This window comes from Brucella thiophenivorans, assembly GCF_002252445.1.
In the GTDB taxonomy this organism is placed as follows: Bacteria; Pseudomonadota; Alphaproteobacteria; order Rhizobiales; family Rhizobiaceae; genus Brucella; species Brucella thiophenivorans.
The window spans coordinates 1-20287 of record NZ_NNRJ01000055.1 but is presented as its reverse complement, the minus strand read 5'-3'; the positions used below and the strand labels follow the sequence as shown (position 1 = coordinate 20287).

The following is a 20287-nucleotide window of genomic DNA, read 5'->3' as shown; positions in this document are numbered from 1 at the left end:
TGATATCGTTACATTCATTATGATTCAGGCTCTAAGAAAGATGTGCAACGCAGCGAACGCTTACACTCAGGCTGATTAGAAACCTGGTAAATGGATGTAGCTCAGGGCGCATGCACTTGATTCCAACTTGTGCTATTATCTCTTTTGCGCTATATAGCAAATATGCGATGGATAGTTGAAACGCTTGACGACACTGTGGATGCTGAAATCGAGGGGCTTCCTGCTGGATTGCAGGCCCGTCTCGTCCGTTTAATGGAGATGGTTGAGAGCGTTGGTTTAGAACAATTGCATGAGCCTCATGTCAAGCATTTAGAGGGAAAGCTCTGGGAGCTTCGTGCTAAAGCAATGGAAGGAATTGCGCGGGGTCTGTACGTTACTGTTACCGGACGCCGCGTTGTCATTCTTCATGTTTTTGTCAAGAAATCGCAGAAAACACCTAAGAGCGCCTTAGATTTAGCGAAGCAGCGAATGAAACAGGTAAAGTCATGACCAGGATAGCAGTCCTAAAAAAGCGCCTTATGAACGATCCGGAATTCCAGAAGGAATATGAAAAGGCGGATGCAGAGTTTGCTCTTGTCGAAGCTCTTGTGAAGGCAAGAGCCGACGCAAAGATGTCGCAAGCTGATGTAGCAAAACGTATCGGCACGACCCAATCAGCCATTGCGCGGCTTGAAGGCGGTAAGGTTTCTCCGTCCATCTCTACATTACGTCGATACGCAGAAGCCACAGGGTCAAAACTGCAAATTAATTTGATCCATCCTTGATAAGACAGCGATCTCTGGAGGTCGCACTTTGCAAGATTGGCTATGATTTTTTCCGGCGGCGACGCTGCAATTCAGGATCTATTCCGGATGAGCTAACGGGACAGTGCTGCTTTATATTATTGACTAGCAATCAAAGGGCCGACTGACACTTTCTTGAGCATATTTGTGCTTGTGTACCAGTCAAGAATCTATGCTCGTTAAAGTCCGACGACCGAGATGAGGCTTGAAGCGGTAAGGGCACAATTTTCTCGTGCCCGAAATAGGGTAGTAAATCGTACTGGCGGCTTTAGATGAAAGATTGCAGACAGCCGACATTCCCTGACTGCTTGGGTAACATCATCAACTCACCATTTCGCGGCTCGGATCTACCAATTGACGCGATCCGGCATGGTTTAGGCCTATCCGGCCCTTTTATTGTCTTCATGGAGTGATGGCATCGCTGCCAGCTCTCGCACCAAAGCGATGAAAGCGCGCATACCAGCGGAGAGATTGCGGCGCCCGGGGTAGTAGATGCAAAGTCCCGGAAGGGGCAGCGTCCAGTCCTCCAGCACGCGGATCAATCGCCCCGCATCAATGTCGGGCAAGACAGAATATTCATGGATATAGATTAGTCCCAATCCGCTCAGCGCGACCTGACGAGACAGTGTGCCTTCATCCAGCGTGATCGGCCCGCGCACATCGACCTGCACGCTTTCGCCCTGCTTTTCAAACTGCCAGCGAAATAGCGCGCCGTTGGGTAGGCGCACCCGCGCGCAATGATGGGCATACAGATCTGCTGGGGCCTGTGGAATTGGGCGCGTTGCAAAATAGGCGGGCGATCCCACCACCGCATAGCGCTGCGGCCATCCCAACGAAACAGCGATCATATCGCTGGGTACTAAATTGGCGGTCCGGACACCTAGATCGAACCCATCCGCCACAATGTCGACCAATCGTCCTTCGGTCACCAAGTCGATTTCCATGTCCGGATAGCGGGCAAGAAACTCCAGCAGCAATGGTGAGAGGATTTCCCGGGCAGCCGTGATCGCTGCATTAATGCGCAACACGCCGGATGGTGTCTGCCGTTGAGCCCGCACCGCTTCCATCGCGTCGCCGATGTCCTGCAGCGCAGGCGCAATCTGCTGGACAAAAGTGCGGCCCGCGTCAGTCAGGGATACGCTACGCGTGGTACGGTTAAAGAGGCGCACGCCCAAGCCGGCCTCTAGCTTGGCAATCGTATGACTAAACGCCGTGCTGGACAGACCCAGATCAATCGCGGCCGCTCGGAAAGAGCCTCGGCGCACCACAGCGATGACGGCCTGCAGATCAATCAGTGCTGCTCGATACATTGTCCCGTTCCTTTCATCTAAGCATGACGTTTTATCCCACTTATTTCAGTTGCGATCCAGACGTATATCTGTTGAGTTTCGCCTGATTTTGAGCCAGGTTTCCATTTCGGGTTCACCCATACGAAGGCGGAAATAGCCAAGGAATTCAAAAGGATTCGTGTGCTGGCTCTGATCAGCATCAAACACAAAACTGGGTCAAATTCAGGCTGAATTTAACACAGCGCTGCCTTCGCATGACGAGCATCGATGCAAATTGCAGGCAGCCCCTCTTCTTTTAAAGCATGATAAAACCATACGGACAACGGGCCGGTTTCGAAAACCACTCGTTCCACGAATGGCGCATGTTTGCGAACAATTTCAGCAATGGTTTTAGGATCAGATAAGCACTTCCCGCGCCATATTCGTTTGCCTTCGCGCCGAATAGAAATTGCTGTCTCTTTCTGCGAAACGTCAAGACCTATATAATCTTTCATGGCTGTTCTCCCCTCAGCTGCTTGGGCCCGGTGTTCAATCGTGAGCCTGCATTTCCATCATATCGGAGAACAGCTGCCTTCCAATAATTGGATTGGCTTTAGGGCGACTCGATCCCACGATTACCCCATGTGGACAGCCTCACCAGCCGGCATCACAATGTGCCATGTTGGTGTTGTTGAACCCAACATATAAAGGGAGCCATCCACATGCAGATTACAACACTCGGGGTCGATTTAGCCAAGTCCGTCTTTCAACTTCATGGAATTGATGAAAGCGGCAAGGTCGTTCTCAGAAGGAAAGTCCGCCGCGGCGCGTTGCTGGACGTGCTGTCGAATCTCGCCCCCTGCCTGATTGGCATGGAAGCCTGTGCAAGCAGCCATTATTGGGCGCGCGAGATCGCGGCGATGGGGCATGAGGTGCGCTTGATCCCACCAGCTTATGTCAAACCATATGTGAAGCGGCAAAAGAATGACATGGCGGATGCCGCGGCGATTTGTGAGGCAGTAACGCGGCCGAACATGCATTTCGTTGCGATCAAAAGCGCCCATCAGCAGGCAGTTCTGATGCTGCATCGCGCCCGGGATATTCTGGTGCGGCAGCGCACCATGCTGATCAACGCGCTGCGTGCCCATCTGGCGGAATTAGGTATCGTTGCCGCCCGTGGCCCGCACAAACTATGTTTCCTCCTTTCGGAGTTGAAGAACGGCGATTGCGAACTTTCCGGTTTGGCCAAGTCAGCTTTACTGTGCCTCGTCCGTCAGGTCGAGGGGCTGGAAAGTGAGATAGCCCGGCTCGATTGCGAGATACAGGCCTGGCACCGCGAAAGCGCTGTCAGCCAGAAACTGGCCACGATTCCCGGCATAGGCCCGCTCACGGCGACCGCCTTGGCGGCCACCATTGCTGATCCTTCACAGTTTCGATCTGCTCGCCAGTTTGCGGCTTGGCTTGGTCTGGTTCCAAGGCAGAATTCCTCCGGCGGCAAGGACAGGCTGGGGCGCATCACGAAGATGGGCGACAGCTATCTACGAAAGCTCCTTGTTGTCGGCGCAACTGCAGTTCTGCGACATGCCATCCGCGCGCAAACGCGAACCGGACAATGGCTACGCCACTTGCTGGAGCGTAAGCCATCCCGGTTAGTCAGCGTGGCGTTGGCAAACAAGACCGCCCGGATCGTCTGGGCAGTGATGTCGAAGAAGGAGGCTTACAACGCAGCCTGAGATTTTCTGGCGCACCACAAACGCGCCGCACAAGTTGCAAGGGCAATCTCTGTGATGATGATCTTTGCCGCCGCAACCGGAACACCCCGTAGTATTGCCAGAGCGTTATAGCTCGGCAACTTGATAGGGATCTGGCTCGCGGACTTCATCAGGGCCAGCGGACATTGGTACCGCGCAAAAAGGCCGGACAAATGACCGCTAGCAATAAAGATCAAAGACACAAAGAAAACACTTGCAATTCAGGGGCTGTCCACAAATGGCAATGCCGCCGAAACACATGCAAGATCGAGCCATCAGCGCAGACGTATTCATCTTGGACAGAACAGTTCGGGATAAATTTACTACTCGCAGTTTGAGTAAACTAACATAGTACAGGACGATGACAGGACTTGTTCTAGAAATTTGAAGTGATTTTCTTGAGATGAAAGGAAACCTCTTTGGCGGAACAAGTTCAATCACGGCGATGGAGGTTAGCGCGGATAGCTCGCGCGACTGGAGATTCAATGCGCTGGGCCGGCAGGGGCCGGCGCGCCGTCGATCATGACGTTCACACAAGCGACTTTTCCACTTTTCAGTGCTCGTTCCAGTGCAGCATCAAGTTCCTCATGGCGAGTAACGTATTCGCCATGGCCACCAAATGCCTCGCAGGCCAAATCATATCGAGCATTACTTAGCTGGCAGCCGATCAATCGATCAGGACCGTATTCGCGTATTTGAATCTGATGTTCGGCATTCCAGCGCATATCATTACCGATCACGATGACGTAAGCAGCACCATGACGGACAGCCGTTTCTATCTCGGCGAAATGGAACCCGCACGAACCGTCTCCCATAAGCGAAAAGATGACAGCACCTGGCTGGGCCAGAGCAGCCGCCATTCCGTAGCAAACACCACCGCCGATAACGCCCGAAACACCATTGATGATCCGCCGCTCAGTCGGCAACAGCGCCTGCGCCCACTGGCCGAATTCACCACCGTCACAGATACCGATAGAGGCAGGGGCTGCACGTATATGCCGCGCCACTGCAGCGCAAAGCTGTGCCGATGTGATCCGGCCATCCGTATCCGCCGTTGTAATCGAGAAACTACGCGCATCGAGCATGGACTTGACTGAAACGCGCCAATCCTCAGGTTTTTTCCCGACCAACTGGCCACCAATATCGATCAGACGCATTGCGGCATCCAAAGGATTTGCGGTGATCGCCAATTTCAGCCTTACACCAAGATTACGGTGCGCGCGGTCCTGTTCCCTTTCCTCAGCATCAACAAGAATCCATCCCGTGCTTGCTGCAAAAGCAGGCGTGGTGCCAAACGCGGTGGTGAAATCAACCCGTTTGCCCAAATCGACGATCAAATCCGCCTGTGCCAGCATATCGGCTACTGCTCCCAGTGAAGGATCTTTAAGGCCTCGTGGGCTTTCCATTGGCAAGACCGCCGTACCCAGCGCGTCAGCCAATCGATCCAGCAGATCTCCTGTACGGCTTCGGTTTAACGCGGGACCAACCAAAACAACAGGCTTACGAGCCGAAGCTATTGCCTGTACAATCAGCCGAGCATCTCCCTCACCCATTTGCTGCGGAACTCGGGCAAAAGCCAAAGGCACCGGGAGCTGAGTCGAGGGCGTATCCGCCTCAATCACATCAAAAGGCAGCGCGATATGTACGGGACCAGGACGACCAGAGCGTGCGATACGGAAAGCACGCGCTACCTCGTGACCAAGGTCAGCAGCACATTGTGGACGGATCGATAACTTACAAAGCGGCGCGGTTATTGCGGTTTGATCCATTTCCTGAAACGCCCCACGTCCATCCTGCCCGACAGGAGAATCTCCACTGAGCAACAGAACCGGCGTTTCAGATTCACGCACCGAAAACAAAGGCCCGACTGCATTGGCAAGGCCACCCCCGGCAGTCACTAGTGCCACGCCGACTTCTCCCGTCAATTGCGCATGAGCTTCGGCCATGAAGACGGCTGCACCTTCATGGCGTGTATGAATAATTTCGATCCCCTGACCCACGCAGGCATCATAAATGGGCATGATCTGATTGCCGGACAGTGAGAAGATGCGTGTAACACCCGCTCGTTTCAGCATTTGTACCAGAAGTTCTGCGCCACGCATGATTTTTATCCCTTATTCTGTTTGTCCGACGCTCACGCTGAAAAGCCGCCCACGCAACGATATTCAGTATCGAGGTACATCATAAAAATTGCACCAACTGCCAGCGAAGTCGAAATTATTTCGCAGTTTGCGCGACTGTTCGAAAACCTCTTCAATAATTACCCCGGCTGACAGCACGTCATTTTCTACCACAGTTAAAGCTGTGATTTGAAAGCGTTGCTAAATCAAATAAAATATGTTTGCATAAAGTGTAAGAAATTTTTTATTAAAGTGCCCAAGGAAGCGAACATGTCGATAAGAATGCTAAAAACGCTTATTGCGGTCGCAGATAACGGCACTTTCAGCGCCGCTGCGGAAGTTGTCTTCGTCACACACGCCGCAGTTAGCCAACAAATGCGTGCATTAGAAGAAGAATGGCAGGTTGCAATCTTTGACCGCTCGACCAGAACCCCCGAGTTAACGCCAATCGGTCGGGCATTGGTTGCCAAAGCACGTGAGGTCGTGCGTGCTTATGACGACATCGTGCCTTCGGTACTTGGCGATGATGGGTTGAAAGGCCAGTTCAGTCTGGGCGCAGTACCGACTTCACTAACGGCACTTGTGCCATTTGCGACGGCGATGTTGAAAGCGAAATGCCCGAATTTGCATGTCGGTTTGTTTCCGGGACTGTCAATTCCACTGATTCATCAGGTCGAACGCAATGCCCTCGATGGCGCTTTGGTTGCGCGCCCCGAGATGCTGCCACGCGGCCTTGTCTGGTATCCAGTTGCTGTCGAAGAAATGGTGCTGATCTGTTCGGAAAAGGTTGAGGGCGGTGATCCAATCACGATCCTTCGTAATCACCCTTTTATCCGTTTTTCGCGCGACGCAGTGGTCGGCTCGATCATCGAAAAGTGGTTACAGGCCAACAACGTCCCGGTAAGCGACAGTATGGAGCTTGCGGGATTAGAAGCGATCTACAGTATGGTCGTCGCAGATCTTGGCGTGTCTATTGTACCTGAACCCTGCGTCAAGATCGCCAATCCACCAGTGCTTCGTCGGATATCACTATCTCCAGAAGGTGGCCCCATGCGCCATCTCGGTCTGGTCCAGCGCAAGGACAGCACCAAAAGTCGCGTCATCCGTGAGATTCTGGACGCAATGGAGCGGGCGGTTGCTGTAGGCACATTTTCATCGGAGACGATTACCGGAATCACATGACAAGGCCGCAAAATTAATGGGTCGAGCTTCCTCACTCTTCAAAATCACAAGAAACCGTACTCTATTTTAGAAAACGTTCGCCCGTAGGCAAATTACACTTCCTCAACCGATCTAAATCCAACCATCTGGAAAGGGCTAAATCAACATGACGTTGGAATTTCTTTTCGTGCTACTGGTTGGTGCGCTGGCCGGCGGCTTTCTCAACGGACTCGCAGGTTTTGGCACAGCACTACTGGCGTTAGGTTTTTGGCTCCAAGTTATGCAACCGCATCAGGCGGTTGGAATTGTCGTGATAATGTCGGTTGCAAGCGGCTTACAAGGACTTTGGATAACGCGACGCGAAATTCGTGATCGTCCGGGAAGGTTGGCACGATTTCTGGTGCCAGGACTAATTGGACTGCCGCTGGGTATCTCATTGCTCGGAATGATCAGTGTGCCGTTTCTGAAACTGACGATTGCGGGTTTCATGATAGTCTATGGCGGCTTTTTTACACTGCGCCGTGCGCTGCCGCGCTTTGAGCGCCCTACACCAGTGATCGATTCCAGTATCGGATTTATAGGTGGCGTATTGGGCGGGGCGGCATCTTTGTCCGGTGCATTACCGACGATGTGGTGCGCGATGCGCCCCTGGCCTAAAAACGAAACACGAGCCGTATTACAACCCTATAATGTTACAATTCTCGGAACAGCAGTCGTCATTTTTGCGTTTCAGGGCGTCTATGACCGTCCCACTCTGATATTGACTGCTCTGGCGCTACCCGCGACATTGATCGGTTCGCAGCTTGGCATCATGTTATTTCACCGGTTAGACGACACACAATTTCGCCGATTGCTAATCGGAATAATGTTCGCGTCCGGCATTCTCCTGACAATAAGAGAAGTGATATAACAAGCAATTGATGGCGATGCTCCGCCATCACGGAACATCGCCATCAGGACGCATTGAAAGCATAGGCATCAGCTTAGCTAACAGCCCACCTAATCTGTCATTTTACGCTAAAAAACGGTGCCGGGATCAAAATCTTGTTTTCTATGTGATCGACAAGTGGCCGCATCTGGACCGCATACGCTTGCCATTCTTCGGATGCCTGCAGCATCTTGCGACGCTCCCAGCGGTTATCCATACTGTCATAGCCCCACATATGGACTATCTGATTAAGCGGACCAATATCGGTAAAATAGTACCCTACCATGTTACCAAGAATCCGGGTCTGCACGGCCAGCCCTTCTTCTTCATAAAGCTTCAAAAATTTGGAAACATTGCCATTCTTCAGGGTATAGGTTCGCATGTCGATAAACATATCGATCTTCCTCCATAAGTCAGGGATGGTTCAAACGGCGAGCAGAATTGTCGGTCCGCAAATGATGCCGCAATCATGGTCAGCCCACACCGTAAATAATCTCTGCGCGGCTAGAATGGTGAAGGTCATCAATTTGACAGATGCGCGTCTTCCGAGTTGGAAATGGCGACCTGTTTCATCCAATCAACTCGTCCCGACGATCATCGGTTTCACCAAAACGCTTGAGAACAGCAGGCTTCGTGCCTTCGTAGACACGCTCCAGATTCTCGGCAATCTTAGCGTTCTCACGCTCGAACAGACAATTGCCCTCAAGGTCTGACGCCACAAGGAAAGGCCCCATTTTTTTACAGCGGATCACCCACATTGCCTGAGCAAGCCCTAGTTCCTCGTTCCAGTGCACAGCCTCGACATTTTCCACGCCGCGCCCCAAGAGAGCGCCAGTGCCGTAACCCACGGTGGAAAGATAGACGGCACCATTCGGGACGAAATATTCTTTATAATCCTTGGACGACATCCCGCCCTTGCCGATGATCAGCTTGGCCCCTGTTTTCGCGATCCATTCGGGCAGCCATTTCGCGAAGCGAAAACTTGCTGTTGCAGTGACTGCACCCATGTCGAAACTGCCATCAGCGCGGATCGTGGCAGCAGGTGAGCAATGGAAATTCGTGGCACTTTGTGACGGCAGTTCCATCGGAATGTTGGCGTGCCCTTCCAATGCTCGAATGTAGACACCCTCGCGGGCGGTGTACATCAGGCCGTTAAGATACACGATGTCTCCGAGCCGAAGTTCGGCAATTTCGGCATCGGTCGGGGTCGTGCTGAGGATGACTTCGCGCGGCTTCATTCGGCTGCCTCCATTACCACATCCCAGCCTACGGTTTCGCGGCGCTGGTAGGGGGTGAACCAATCGGGGTCCGTGCGGTATTCCACACGCCCATCGGGATAAATACGAGCGACAGCGCGACGCGATGACAGGCAAAAAGCATGTACAGACATCTGCATCCCACCGGTGTGGCAGTAACCCACCTCAATATGCGTATCGATGACCATGTTCTTGCCGACAAAGCCCATCGCGCCCATGCCGATTGAATTGCCGAGTTCCTTGAACTCTTCCTCAAGTGCGGCGATGCGCGGATCGCTATTGCGATCGCCGACGGTACGCAAGCAAGCGGCGCGCTTGCCCAAAACCATGCAGGTATCCTTACAGCCACCAAGGCCAATACCGATGATGGCAGGCTGACAGGCGAGACCGCGTTTACCGAATGCAACAAGGCTATCCAGGTAGAACCGCTTGATCCCCTGAATACCGTCGGAGGGGAACAGCATACGGTAATCGGTCCCGAACAGCCCGCCCTTATGGACGGTAATCAGGTCAATCCATTCACCACCCGGCTCATAGCCATATTCGATCTCAGGCGCGCCAATACCCACATTGTTGTTATGGTCAGTGCGCCACAGCGGATGTACCCGGTTTGGACGCAAGGGTACCGCACTCGTTGCATTTGAAGTAGCGCAACGTAGCGCCTGCTCCAGCGCAACTGGCCCGCCCTCAATGCGAGTATCATTGCCCATCTTGACATACCAGCGCGGGGTGCCCGTATCGCCGCACATAGCGCGACGGTCCTGCTTGGCAGCCTCATAGTTGTCCAGCATCGCTTGCAGGACAAAGCCAGACAAATCACCGTCTTCGGTCCTTGACGCGTTTTTCAGTCCTTCCAGATAGTCCTCGGGTATTTCGATGGCGGCCGTGGCCATCAATTCCTCCGCAGTGGACTGGATCAGTTTAATCGGTATCACGTCAGCATCCTCCTGTACCGGGATAAAGTGCAGATGAAGCCGCACTCCCCCGTACTCCTATTGCGTTGCAACCAGGGTTTCGGGTTCGTTCGCAGGCAGAACCGTTTCGCCCGGTCGGACAATGGTGAATTGAACCTGTTCGCGAGTTAGGCTCAACGTACCGCCCTTCTTTTGTGCAAGTGTGAAGTACGAGCTTTCAAGCTCACCGGCTTCCGGGAAATCCTCGCGGAAATGTGCCCCGCGTGAGTTCTCACGCAACTCGCCCGCCATCGCGATTACTTCTGACACTTCCAGCAACGACACCATGTTCAGCCAATCGTGCCAGGTCAAATTAAATGCCAGATTTGCGGGGTCGACCCCAGTGTGCATCAACTCGTCCCGTATCTCCGCGACCCGCTTTTGTCCGCGCTGCAAGCCACGTCCGGTTCGCATGACGCCAACATCTTCCCACATCGCCTCCTGAAGCTTATGGCGTAGAGGCTGGACCGGTGCTGCGGATTTTGAGAATGGGCGACAAGCGCGTTCGATCTCTGCGGCTAACACATTCTCATCCGGGTCGCGCAAAGCTCCCATTTTACGGATGTCCTGTCCCATCACATCGCCCGCAACCCCACCAAAAACGGTCGAGTTGGCAACACCATTGCCGCCGAGACGGTTTGACCCGTGAGCACCTCCGGCATCCTCACCCGCAACGTAAAGCCCCTGCATTTCAGTGCGCGTATCGGGATCAACGACGACACCGCCCATGAAATAGTGCGCGGTCGGTACAACTTCGACCTTACCACCTGCCAGATCAAAGCCGGAATCGGCACAACGCTTCACCATGCCCGCAAATTTCTTGCGCACATTATCCGGTCCAAGGTGAGCCATTGAAATGAACATGCCGACCTGCGAAGGATCGTTGTTCTTACGCATCTCGGCATAGATGCCGCGACTTACCACGTCGCGGGTGGCACGTTCGCCACGCGTGTCATAGTCGAACATGAAGCGATCACCTCGCGCGTTCAGAAGTTGCCCTCCCGCTCCACGCAGTCCCTCTTCTAATACTGTGCCGGTCATGCGGGTGTGGTCTCCCGCCAAAAGCCCGGTGGGATGGAATTGCACCATCTCCATATCGCGCAGCGGCAGGCCGATGCGCAGGGCCATCGCCAGCCCATCCATGGTCTTGTCACCTGAAGGCGTATGATACTTATACATGGTTGGGCCACCGCCAGTGCCCATCATCACGCATTTTGCCCGCACAAACCGGAATCGTCCGGTGCGCATATCGATAAAAAGTACCCCTGCCAAAGCGGAACCATCTGCAGTTGGTATAAGCCCGATGGCGCGATGTTCCTGTAATTTGTGTATGGGACGAGCCAAAACCTGTTCCATCAGACGGCTGATTATCTCTATCCCGGTCAGGTCGCCTTTATGAACCGTCCGGTCAGCAGTCTGACCTGCAAAGGCCTTTTGATGCAGTGTTCCATCAGGATTACGATCAAAGAAACAGCCAACCTCATTTTCCAGTTCGCGAATGCGGACCACGGCCTGTTCGCAAAGTCGCCACGCCATATCCTGATTGGGCAACCACTTACCGCCATTGATCGTGTCCATGAAATGTCTCTCGACAGTATCGCCGCCGCCAAGCGCTACGTTATAACCACCCTGAACCATACGCGTGCACCCGCATTTACCGATCAATCCCTTGACCGCCAAAGTGATGCACGTACCGGCAGGCGCGCTTTGTTGGGCATGTAGTGCCGCAAACAGCCCTGCTCCTCCAGAGCCGAGGATCAGGATGTCTGTGTCGTGTCGTTCAATGTCAAATTTCAAAGGCATGGTTACACCGCGCGCAAAAGGAATGTACCAGAAATCAGGAAAGCACCTGCGATAGCGCCTGCAGCCAGACTTTTCTGGCGCTGTGACCACGGCAGGAATTCAAGTGCCAACAATCGCAAGCCACCAAAGAAGTGAACGGCCAAAAGAAAAACCAGCCCAAACTCGGCAAACTTCACCAACGGATTGTCAGCAAAGCTGAGAAAGCGATCCAAACGTTCGGGCTGGGTCAGCGCCAGGGATAGTACATAGAAATGCGCAGGCAGGAACAGAGCCAGTGCAAGTCCGGATATGCGATGCAACATATAGGCCAGCCAAAGCGGGTGATTACGGTGCGGCTTGACAATCATAGCATCGTCACGGCCATGACGGCGCGCGCTCCCATAAAGAGAAGAACAATGCCTACGCTCCAGGTAAACAACTCCAACATCCGTCCACGAAGCCCAAGGGTTTCATGGATTATCACCCGCAAACCTATGGCTGCATGGATAGAAACCGCAATGACAAATGCGCCGTAAAATAGAAACCAAGCAATACTGCCCTGTGTACGCGCAAGAATTTCGTCGCTGCTCAACCCACCCTGAATAGCATAGATCATGACGGCTAGATGACCCAGCACCAGCGGTCCCATCACCATCGCGCTCAGCCTTTGGGCCATGTAGTAGTGAAGATTGAGCATTATCCTCTCCCTTTTAGGAAAGACCGCGCAGTCGCACGTTTAAGACCAGCAATCGCGCCAAGCGGATCGAGTCCATTTGGGCAAAAGTTCGTGCAGCTTCCCTGCGAATGGCAGTTCAGGCAGCCGCCGGAACCCGAGACAGTGTCCAGAACGACCTGCCTATCCTCGATCTTGACGTCATTATAAAGTGTCCACGCCCGTTGCAGCGCCGCTGGCCCAAGGTAATCAGGATTGTTAGAAACGGTGTCGCAAGCGGAATAGCAGACCGAGCAGTTGATACATTCGATGGACTTGTTCGCCACAACACGACCAGGTTCTTCCGGGCTGACTTCCTGGATCGGCTCAGCCCTGCTACGGCTAGGCTTGTGAACGCCTCCTGCCTTAATCCACTTATCGAAAAACGGGTCCATGTCTGCGGCCAAATCTTTGATTACTGGCAGATTCCGTAGCGGTCCAATTTGCAAGCTCCCGTCGGTCAGCACACGTTTGACATGGGTCCTGCAGGTCCAGCGCGGCTGGCCATTCACCATCATCGCGCAAGAACCGCACATACCGACGCGACAGGCATAACGGTAGGTCAGTGAGGGATCGACAGTCTGTTGGATCCAACTGACCACATCCAGAACGGTCTGATTGTCTTGCGCTGGTACCGAGAAAGTTTGGTATTCACCCTGATCGCCCGATCCGCGCCAGACCAAAACCTTCATTGTCTTAATGTTTTCGTTCACAGCGCACCTGTTGTCTTATCTCGTGATCTCTATCGTATATGCGAGATTGTCTAACAGAAAGGAACTAATTCTAAATAATTTTGTAAGTTAAACTATCAATAATCGCTGCATTTGAGGATAGAAAATCTTACAAAATTTGAGGTGGTTCTGCATTCTGGTCTGCGGGAAATTCAGCTTATGACGCATCATCTAACATTTTTTTGCAGAACACGCAGACGTACAGCCACGAACTGCGTCTACAAGACGACTATTTGACGATCAGGCAGAAAGCCTCCTCCACAATGCACTCTATCAGCTGAGCGCTGAAAATAACGCAATGAAATCGATCTTAAGTACCTAACCAATCTTCGAGCAATTATCTTTCATTGCACTTTCAAGCGCAGTACCTATCGAAAAAGTCATTGAAGCCCCCTGCCCCAATTTGGCTTAATGCTCTGAAACACATCAACGAAATTGAACTATGATAGCCCGGTTGGCATACAATACTGTAAGAAATTCTTTCGATAACAATAAGAATTAATCTGTTCGTAGTAGCAAAATTTTCAAATACAGTTCTTAAATAAGGAGGCGATCAACATGGATCAAAGAGGAGTTTGATCTAGGAATGATCTTCATCGGACGATTTCTGCAAGGAGGAAGCAGGATCGGATCGAGGCTCTTCATCTAGGAGGGCAAACAAAATCACGGCAACCTGCCCTTAGCAGTTGCACGTCAGAAAAACCACAGGGAGGAGACATGCAGCACAAAGATCCGCTGCTTGCCGTTCGTGGCGTCACGTTGCAATACAAGACGCCACATCATCTTATAACGGCAACCTATCGTGTCAGCTTCGATGTTTACCAGGGGGATCGCTTTATTCTTCTGGGGCCGTCGGGCTGCGGAAAATCCACACTTCAAAAGGCCGTTGGTGGATATATCAAGCCCACCGAAGGTGAAATGACACTTAACTCACGCAAAATAACTCACCCTGGACCGGACCGGATGATGGTTTTTCAGGAGTTTGACCAGCTTCTGCCTTGGAAGACGGTCAAGCAGAACGTCTCTTTTGCGTTGCAAAATGCCAAACACATGTCAAAGCGGCAAGCCGAAGAAAAGGCAATGCATTATGTGGAAAAAGTTGGCCTTGCAAAATTTGCCGACAGCCATCCACACATGCTTTCCGGCGGCATGAAACAGCGCGTAGCCATTGCCCGTGGCATGGCGATGGAGCCGGATATCCTTTTGATGGATGAACCCTTCGCAGCGCTCGATGCGCTGACCCGGCGAAAGATGCAGGATGAACTGCTGAGGCTGTGGGAAGAAACTCGATTCACCGTACTGTTCGTCACCCACTCCATCGCTGAGGCAATCAAGATTGGTAACCGCATCCTTCTGCTATCGCCGCATCCAGGTAGGGTCAAGGCCGAGTTGAACAGCACGACCGATCCACGCGAGGCCGCCGAATTAGAGCGCCACATCCACCAGATGCTTTTCGCACATGAACCTGAGGATGCGGAACATGCTTGAGAAAATCGCGCGAATTGTGCCCCTGCGTCCCGGAGCCACAACCGACCGCCCGGAGATTTATCATGAAGAGGTAAAAGGCGGAGATCTTACTATCATCGAACAACCGCTTTCCACTTTCGAGATGCTCTATCGTGAGCCTTGGTTACGTAAGCTGTTTATTCTGGTCGTGCTAGCCTGCATATGGGAAGTCTACGGCCGTTTCCTCAATAACGATCTATTGTTTCCTACCTTTACTGCAACCGTCGGCGCATTCATTAGCGCTGTTATGAACGGTACGCTGCCAGCCGCAGCCTGGGTGTCAATCAAGGTACTTCTGATGGGCTATGCGATCGGAATTGTGCTAGCAGCGTCCTTGACGGCACTTGCCATGGCGTCGCGTATCGGCACCGACTTTCTCGAAACAATGACATCGATGTTCAACCCGCTGCCAGCAATCGCACTTCTGCCGCTTGCACTAATCTGGTTCGGACTGGGCAATGGCAGCCTTATATTCGTGCTGGTCCATTCAGTTACATGGGCGATTGCTCTGAATACGCATTCAGGCTTCCTGAGCGTCAGCAAGACACTAAAGATGGTTGGTCGCAATTATGGCCTGACAGGCATAGGTTTTATTTGCAAAATACTGATCCCGGCGGCGTTTCCGAGCATTCTCACCGGTCTTAAAATTGGATGGGCCTTTGCCTGGCGGACGCTGATCGCGGCTGAGTTGGTTTTCGGTGTCAGCTCCGGTTCAGGCGGTCTTGGTTGGTTCATTTTTGAGAACAAAAATCTACTCGACATTCCAAAGGTATTTGCCGGTTTGCTGACTGTCATTGTTATCGGTCTGGTTGTCGACAACCTGATTTTCCGCACCATCGAACGCTACACAATCCACCGCTGGGGCGTGCAGCACTGAAACCACGGTCCATGCCTGCGGGATGGACCTATTAGCCAAATAGCCATGGTCTCAGGGAGAAACTACATGAAAAAATTTAGTTTATCGGTCGCACTTGCCTCTGTCATATCAATTTGTACCGTAGTGACGTCGGTTGCCGAAACCGTGAACGTCCGGCTGGCCCGCCAGTTCGGCATCGGCTACATGCCATTGACGCTTGTTCATGCCCAAGGCCTGCTGGAAAAACACGCCAAAGAAGCCGGAGTGGAGGTAACCACAGAATGGCTGCGCTTTACCGGCGGATCCGGCATGAATGAAGCATTGCTATCAGGCAACCTCGACATAGCTGCTGGCGGCACAACGCCCATGCTGACAATCTGGGCGAGGACGCAAAACAACATCAAAATTCGTGGTATCTCGGCTCTCGCGTCAATGCCATTGCATCTGATGACAACAAATCCAAACATTCAATCGCTTGCTGATTTCTCAAGCGGAGACAAAATTGCCTTACCCGCGGTAAAAACCTCAATCCAAGCCATTACCCTGCAGATGGGTGCTGAGAAATATCTTGGAGAGGGCAAACATGCAGACTTAGATACCTTCACGGTGTCGATGGGACATCCTGACGCGCAGCTTGCTCTGATGGGTGGCCAATCTGAAATAAACTCGCATTTCGGTTCGCCGCCGTTCCAGAATCTTGAAGCCAAGACGGCAGGTGCCCACAAGGTTCTGGACAGCTATGATGTGTTAGGAGGGTCGCACACATTCACAGCGATATGGGCCAAGAACGACTTCATCGAGAATAACCCCAAACTTGTCGAAGCGTTGATGGCTGCACTGGAAGAGAGCATTTCTTTCATCACGACAAACCCGGAAAAAGCCGCACAAATCTGGATGAAAGCCGAAAACACGAACCTGACACAGGAAGAGGTTGTTGCCCTCATCAAGGATCCGCAGACCAAGTGGACAACAACCCCAGAGCGTCTGCTGCCATACGTAAACTACATGGCACGGGTTGGTCTGATAACGCGGGATACAGATAATTGGCGCGATCTATTCTTCGACACAGTCAAAGACGCAAACGGAAGCTAGGATGTTGGCGATTAGAGCGCCGATCTGATGAAACCAGATCGGCGCTCTAATCATCTGTTTTAATGCGCATCTTATCAGAAAGCCGTTTCACACTCTTCGAGTTGCGCTCTGAGCCTTCATGCCATCCAAAGGTTGGCCATTCTTATTACAATTCAGTTTGGTGGAAACGCATTCGCTTCTGAAAGGGTAACTAATGACGAGATTTGTACGTTCTTTTATCACCGTTTGCCTTGCCGTGTTTGCTTTACAAACGCCTGCTTTGGCGGAAGGTAAGTTGGTTCGCATCGCCAAGCAACCCGGCGTGGCCTATTTGCCACTAATGATTATGGAGAAAGAGAAACTTTTTGAGAAGCATGCCAAGGATTCTGGTGTGGATATAGCTACTCAATGGCTGCGCTTCACGGGCGGGTCGGCCATGAACGAAGCACTGTTGTCGGGCAGTCTGGATATAGCATCAGGTGGAATTCCACCGCTTTTGACGATATGGTCGCGAACCGAAGACAACCTTAAGGTGAAGGGGATTGCGTCAATTTCATCGCATCCGCAATTCTTGCTGACGACCAATCCCAATATTAAATCGATCAAGGATTTTAGTACTTCTGACAAGATCGCGCTGCCAGCGGTGAAGGTGTCCAACCAAGCTGTTATGCTGCAAATGCTGGCCGCCAAGGAAATGGGTGAAGATAAAGCGATGGACATCGATTCGTTCACCGTATCCATGGGCCATCCCGATGCGCTCGCTGCGATGCTGGGCGGCCATGATATAAACAGCCATTTCTCCCAATCGCCGTTTCAGGATATCGCACTACGTGACAAGCGCGTGCATGCTGTTGCAAACAGCTGGGATATTGTCGGTGGCCCCTATCCGGTTGCGATCGCATGGGCAACTGATCGCTTTGCTCAGGACAATCCGAAACTGCTGCCCTCCTTTATCGCAGCGTTGAAAGAGGCTCAAGAAATAATAAAAGCCGATCCCAACTATGCAGCTGATGTTTGGATAGAGATGGACGTGAAAAATTTCACGCATGAAGAGGCTCTGTCGATCATCCAGAAACCTGACATGATCTGGGATGCAGCACCACAGAATACCCTGACGTTCCTCAAGCATATGAACAAGGTCGGACTGGTCAAACGCACCACCGACAATTGGAAAGATGTCTATTTCCCGGAAATCGCCAACCTAAAAGGCTCATAATCTCAAATCGGACGGTGATCTCACGATTGCCGCCGGGTTTCCGTACTTTGATCAGACCATTGGGAGGTTTCATGATCTATTCGCACTGCATCATTGGCGGAGGGATTGTCGGCCTTGCCACAGCGATGGAAATCATGCGGCGCGACAAAGCAGCCAAAATAGTCCTGATCGAAAAAGAAGGCGGTTTCGCGCAACATCAGACCGGACATAATAGCGGAGTGATACACGCGGGGGTCTATTATGCCCCTGGTTCTCTAAAAGCCCGCCTGTGCAGAGAGGGCGAACGTGCGACCAAAGACTTTTGCATCGAACGCGATATTCGTTTCGAGACATGCGGCAAACTAATCGTTTCGACCAACACTATCGAATTGGAACGGATGCATGCGCTCATCAAGCGCTCGCGCGAGAACGGCATCAAGGTCGAAGAAGTGTCTCCCGCCCAATTAAAGCTATTGGAGCCCAATATTTCCGGCAGTGGTGCAATATTGGTCCCATCAACCGGTATAGTGGATTATCGTGAGATCTGTACCGCCATGGCACAGCTCCTCCGTGACAAGAATGCAGAACTACTAACCGGTGGCAGGGTCGTCAGCATTCACGAAGACGGCTCCGGCGTTACAATTGGTTTGGATAACGGTCATAACGTTCGTGCAGAAAGAATGATCGCCTGTGCTGGGCTGCAATCGGACCGCATTGCGCGTATCGGCGGTTTGAAGCCCAGGCACCACATCCTGCCTTTCCGCGGCGAATATTATACTCTGCCACAATCGCGTTCGGCGATCGTAAAGCGTTTGATTTACCCGGTTCCTGATCCAGCGCTGCAGTTTCTCGGAATACACTTAACGCGGATGATCGACGGACGCATAACGGTCGGGCCGAATGCAGTGCTTGGTTTTCACAGAGAAGGCTATCCAAAGCTGAGCTTCAACGCCAAGGATATGCTTGACATGGCCGGATTTGGCGGCTTTTGGCGCTTAGCACGAGCACATTGGCGCACTGGATTGGACGAATTCAGCAATTCAATCTCTCGAAAGCGTTATCTGGAAATGTGCCAAAAATATTGCCCTAGCCTCACCATGGCAGACATGACCAAACCCGGCGCAGGCATCCGCGCTCAGGCCGTTATGGAGGATGGAACGCTACTGCAAGATTTCCTATTCATGCAAACGGAACGCCAGTTACATGTATGCAATGCCCCCTCACCTGCTGCAACGTCTTCTATCCCTATTGGGCGCGAAATCGTAGAACGGTTAGAAACAGTGCTGGTGTAGCTTGTTCATTTTTACCATATTACTACCCCACGCTACCAACAATTTCCAAGACTGCTGCTTGACCTATTTCAGTGAGACTAGCGGCGCGGGTATCTGAAACGCCGGCTGTACTCTTCAAAACATTCTATCACAGCTTGAGTTCCATACAGGTAAGATCGAGCCAGCATTCAAACTTTCTCGCCACTTCTCGGAAAGCACCTGCCGTTCTAAATCCCAGTTTCTGGTGAAGCCGGAGTGATCCACTGTTCGTCGCTTCAATGCAAGCGACCATGATATGAATGTCATTGTCACGTGCGCGAGCCACCAGCTCTTTCATCAATAGGTTCCCAATTCCATTGGAACGTTTCTCATGCTGAACATCGACAGAGTGTTCCACGGTATGCCTGAATCTTTCGAGCAACCGCCAATTACCGTCGCTTGCATAGCCGACGACTTTGTTGTGAGCGACGGCGACGATGACTGGAAAACCTTGTGCAATCTGCTCTCCTACCACTTAAAGCGATCTTCAAGATTAACGCGGGTCTCAACAAGAATGGTTGTCGTGTTATCAATCGCATGATTGTAAATCTCAACGATCGACGGGAGGTCTACCTCGGTTACATCTCCTACCAGAATATCTCTCATTATTTGTGATCCAGATATTCATTAGCACAACGGCGAATATCTGTCAGGCGGCCAAAGAACCGATGGACTGAGAAACTGCCAATCTTTTCGTAGCAACAGGTATGTAAGTAAAGATCATTTGGTTGCCCCGATTATGGCCTGCGCCAACGCCCCGGACAGTCGTCCGATCTGTCCCGGCCTCTCCAGCAAGACCACACGCCTGATCAATTGAGGTTCTCCAAATGGCAGACAGGTCAGAGACAATTTCGTTTGAGCTTTATCGAGCACTGTTACTTTAACGAGAGTGCAGACATGGCTCA

At 52.1% G+C, this 20287-nt stretch carries 19 protein-coding genes and 3 pseudogenes; 10 read left to right on the top strand and 12 right to left on the bottom strand.

The annotated features are described in order from the left end of the window. The first annotated feature begins 195 nt into the window (after window positions 1-195). Complete coding sequence (locus tag CEV31_RS17890) at window positions 196-489, top strand: type II toxin-antitoxin system RelE/ParE family toxin (protein WP_328587694.1); 294 nt, start codon at window positions 196-198, stop codon at window positions 487-489. Beyond that, entirely contained in the window at window positions 486-764 is a 279-nt protein-coding gene (locus tag CEV31_RS17885) for a helix-turn-helix domain-containing protein (RefSeq protein WP_094509116.1), read from the top strand. Before CEV31_RS17890 ends, CEV31_RS17885 begins: the two co-directional genes overlap by 4 nt. Before the next feature lie 398 nt (window positions 765-1162). On the opposite strand, the gene CEV31_RS17880 is transcribed toward CEV31_RS17885, so the two are convergent. Both CEV31_RS17880 and CEV31_RS17875 read right to left on the bottom strand, forming a co-directional pair. Then, window positions 1163-2092, bottom strand: coding sequence for a LysR family transcriptional regulator (locus CEV31_RS17880; protein ID WP_094509114.1), 930 nt, complete (start codon window positions 2090-2092; stop codon window positions 1163-1165). Window positions 2093-2310: 218 nt separating this feature from the next. After that, window positions 2311-2565, bottom strand: a pseudogene (locus tag CEV31_RS17875) (IS110 family transposase); the annotation flags it as partial. A gap of 207 nt (window positions 2566-2772) precedes the next feature. Here CEV31_RS17875 and CEV31_RS17870 point away from each other — a divergent pair. Further along, window positions 2773-3783, top strand: coding sequence for an IS110 family RNA-guided transposase (locus CEV31_RS17870; protein WP_094509112.1), 1011 nt, complete (start codon window positions 2773-2775; stop codon window positions 3781-3783). A 500-nt stretch (window positions 3784-4283) separates the two neighbouring features. Here the strand turns inward: CEV31_RS17870 and CEV31_RS17865 are convergent, their stop codons facing one another. Beyond that, on the bottom strand, window positions 4284-5903 hold the full coding sequence (locus CEV31_RS17865; protein WP_094509110.1) for a thiamine pyrophosphate-binding protein: 1620 nt from the start codon (window positions 5901-5903) through the stop codon (window positions 4284-4286). 288 nt (window positions 5904-6191) lie between these two features. On the opposite strand from CEV31_RS17865, the gene CEV31_RS17860 reads away from it, so the two are divergent. Both CEV31_RS17860 and CEV31_RS17855 read left to right on the top strand, forming a co-directional pair. Further along, window positions 6192-7103, top strand: a complete 912-nt coding sequence (locus tag CEV31_RS17860; protein ID WP_094509107.1) for a LysR family transcriptional regulator — start codon at window positions 6192-6194, stop codon at window positions 7101-7103. A gap of 145 nt (window positions 7104-7248) precedes the next feature. After that, window positions 7249-7992, top strand: coding sequence for a sulfite exporter TauE/SafE family protein (locus CEV31_RS17855; RefSeq protein ID WP_094509105.1), 744 nt, complete (start codon window positions 7249-7251; stop codon window positions 7990-7992). A gap of 97 nt (window positions 7993-8089) precedes the next feature. On the opposite strand, the gene CEV31_RS17850 is transcribed toward CEV31_RS17855, so the two are convergent. The 7 genes from CEV31_RS17850 to CEV31_RS17820 form a co-directional block, all read right to left on the bottom strand. Then, complete coding sequence (locus CEV31_RS17850) at window positions 8090-8404, bottom strand: NIPSNAP family protein (RefSeq protein WP_094509103.1); 315 nt, start codon at window positions 8402-8404, stop codon at window positions 8090-8092. A 175-nt stretch (window positions 8405-8579) separates the two neighbouring features. Further along, on the bottom strand, window positions 8580-9248 hold the full coding sequence (locus CEV31_RS17845; protein WP_094509101.1) for a fumarate hydratase C-terminal domain-containing protein: 669 nt from the start codon (window positions 9246-9248) through the stop codon (window positions 8580-8582). Next, window positions 9245-10201 carry a fumarate hydratase gene (locus tag CEV31_RS17840; protein ID WP_094509100.1) on the bottom strand — a complete coding sequence of 319 codons (957 nt, stop codon included), beginning with the start codon at window positions 10199-10201 and terminating at the stop codon, window positions 9245-9247. Before CEV31_RS17840 ends, CEV31_RS17845 begins: the two co-directional genes overlap by 4 nt. Before the next feature lie 57 nt (window positions 10202-10258). Next, entirely contained in the window at window positions 10259-12022 is a 1764-nt protein-coding gene (locus CEV31_RS17835; RefSeq protein ID WP_169717393.1) for an L-aspartate oxidase, read from the bottom strand. 2 nt (window positions 12023-12024) lie between these two features. Beyond that, window positions 12025-12369 carry a succinate dehydrogenase, cytochrome b556 subunit gene (sdhC, locus tag CEV31_RS17830; RefSeq protein WP_094509098.1) on the bottom strand — a complete coding sequence of 115 codons (345 nt, stop codon included), beginning with the start codon at window positions 12367-12369 and terminating at the stop codon, window positions 12025-12027. Continuing rightward, entirely contained in the window at window positions 12366-12698 is a 333-nt protein-coding gene (locus CEV31_RS17825) for a succinate dehydrogenase (protein ID WP_094509095.1), read from the bottom strand. The genes sdhC and CEV31_RS17825 overlap by 4 nt, the downstream gene beginning before the upstream one ends. Next, window positions 12698-13426 (bottom strand): succinate dehydrogenase/fumarate reductase iron-sulfur subunit, encoded by a 729-nt coding sequence (locus CEV31_RS17820; RefSeq protein WP_169717392.1) that lies wholly within the window; start codon window positions 13424-13426, stop codon window positions 12698-12700. The genes CEV31_RS17825 and CEV31_RS17820 overlap by 1 nt, the downstream gene beginning before the upstream one ends. A 735-nt stretch (window positions 13427-14161) precedes the next feature. Here CEV31_RS17820 and CEV31_RS17815 point away from each other — a divergent pair. From CEV31_RS17815 to lhgO, 5 genes are all read left to right on the top strand, one after another. Beyond that, window positions 14162-14932 carry an ABC transporter ATP-binding protein gene (locus CEV31_RS17815; protein WP_094509091.1) on the top strand — a complete coding sequence of 257 codons (771 nt, stop codon included), beginning with the start codon at window positions 14162-14164 and terminating at the stop codon, window positions 14930-14932. Continuing rightward, window positions 14925-15827, top strand: a complete 903-nt coding sequence (locus CEV31_RS17810; protein WP_169717391.1) for an ABC transporter permease — start codon at window positions 14925-14927, stop codon at window positions 15825-15827. Before CEV31_RS17815 ends, CEV31_RS17810 begins: the two co-directional genes overlap by 8 nt. Before the next feature lie 66 nt (window positions 15828-15893). Beyond that, complete coding sequence (locus CEV31_RS17805) at window positions 15894-16898, top strand: ABC transporter substrate-binding protein (RefSeq protein WP_094509087.1); 1005 nt, start codon at window positions 15894-15896, stop codon at window positions 16896-16898. Between the two features lie 274 nt (window positions 16899-17172). Continuing rightward, window positions 17173-18093: an ABC transporter substrate-binding protein gene (locus CEV31_RS17800; protein WP_235818152.1), complete on the top strand. Its 921-nt coding sequence runs from the start codon at window positions 17173-17175 to the stop codon at window positions 18091-18093. A 71-nt stretch (window positions 18094-18164) separates the two neighbouring features. After that, window positions 18165-19364, top strand: coding sequence for an L-2-hydroxyglutarate oxidase (lhgO, locus tag CEV31_RS17795; protein WP_094509084.1), 1200 nt, complete (start codon window positions 18165-18167; stop codon window positions 19362-19364). Window positions 19365-19491: 127 nt separating this feature from the next. Here the strand turns inward: lhgO and CEV31_RS17790 are convergent. Beyond that, a pseudogene (locus CEV31_RS17790) lies at window positions 19492-19988 on the bottom strand (N-acetyltransferase family protein). A 114-nt stretch (window positions 19989-20102) separates the two neighbouring features. Beyond that, window positions 20103-20287: pseudogene (locus tag CEV31_RS21250) on the bottom strand (hypothetical protein); the annotation flags it as partial.

What these genes read in the sequence shown, in the direction of transcription:
- CEV31_RS17855 (WP_094509105.1), top strand. Translation starts at nt 7,249, where the DNA reads ATGACGTTGGAATTTCTTTTCGTGCTACTGGTTGGTGCGCTGGCCGGC.
- CEV31_RS17835 (WP_169717393.1), bottom strand. Translation starts at nt 12,022, where the DNA reads ATGCCTTTGAAATTTGACATTGAACGACACGACACAGACATCCTGATC.
- CEV31_RS17885 (WP_094509116.1), top strand. Translation starts at nt 486, where the DNA reads ATGACCAGGATAGCAGTCCTAAAAAAGCGCCTTATGAACGATCCGGAA.
- CEV31_RS17815 (WP_094509091.1), top strand. Translation starts at nt 14,162, where the DNA reads ATGCAGCACAAAGATCCGCTGCTTGCCGTTCGTGGCGTCACGTTGCAA.
- CEV31_RS17880 (WP_094509114.1), bottom strand. Translation starts at nt 2,092, where the DNA reads ATGTATCGAGCAGCACTGATTGATCTGCAGGCCGTCATCGCTGTGGTG.
- CEV31_RS17870 (WP_094509112.1), top strand. Translation starts at nt 2,773, where the DNA reads ATGCAGATTACAACACTCGGGGTCGATTTAGCCAAGTCCGTCTTTCAA.
- sdhC (WP_094509098.1), bottom strand. Translation starts at nt 12,369, where the DNA reads ATGATTGTCAAGCCGCACCGTAATCACCCGCTTTGGCTGGCCTATATG.
- CEV31_RS17865 (WP_094509110.1), bottom strand. Translation starts at nt 5,903, where the DNA reads ATGCGTGGCGCAGAACTTCTGGTACAAATGCTGAAACGAGCGGGTGTT.
- lhgO (WP_094509084.1), top strand. Translation starts at nt 18,165, where the DNA reads ATGATCTATTCGCACTGCATCATTGGCGGAGGGATTGTCGGCCTTGCC.
- CEV31_RS17805 (WP_094509087.1), top strand. Translation starts at nt 15,894, where the DNA reads ATGAAAAAATTTAGTTTATCGGTCGCACTTGCCTCTGTCATATCAATT.
- CEV31_RS17845 (WP_094509101.1), bottom strand. Translation starts at nt 9,248, where the DNA reads ATGAAGCCGCGCGAAGTCATCCTCAGCACGACCCCGACCGATGCCGAA.
- CEV31_RS17860 (WP_094509107.1), top strand. Translation starts at nt 6,192, where the DNA reads ATGTCGATAAGAATGCTAAAAACGCTTATTGCGGTCGCAGATAACGGC.
- CEV31_RS17825 (WP_094509095.1), bottom strand. Translation starts at nt 12,698, where the DNA reads ATGCTCAATCTTCACTACTACATGGCCCAAAGGCTGAGCGCGATGGTG.
- CEV31_RS17850 (WP_094509103.1), bottom strand. Translation starts at nt 8,404, where the DNA reads ATGTTTATCGACATGCGAACCTATACCCTGAAGAATGGCAATGTTTCC.
- CEV31_RS17810 (WP_169717391.1), top strand. Translation starts at nt 14,925, where the DNA reads ATGCTTGAGAAAATCGCGCGAATTGTGCCCCTGCGTCCCGGAGCCACA.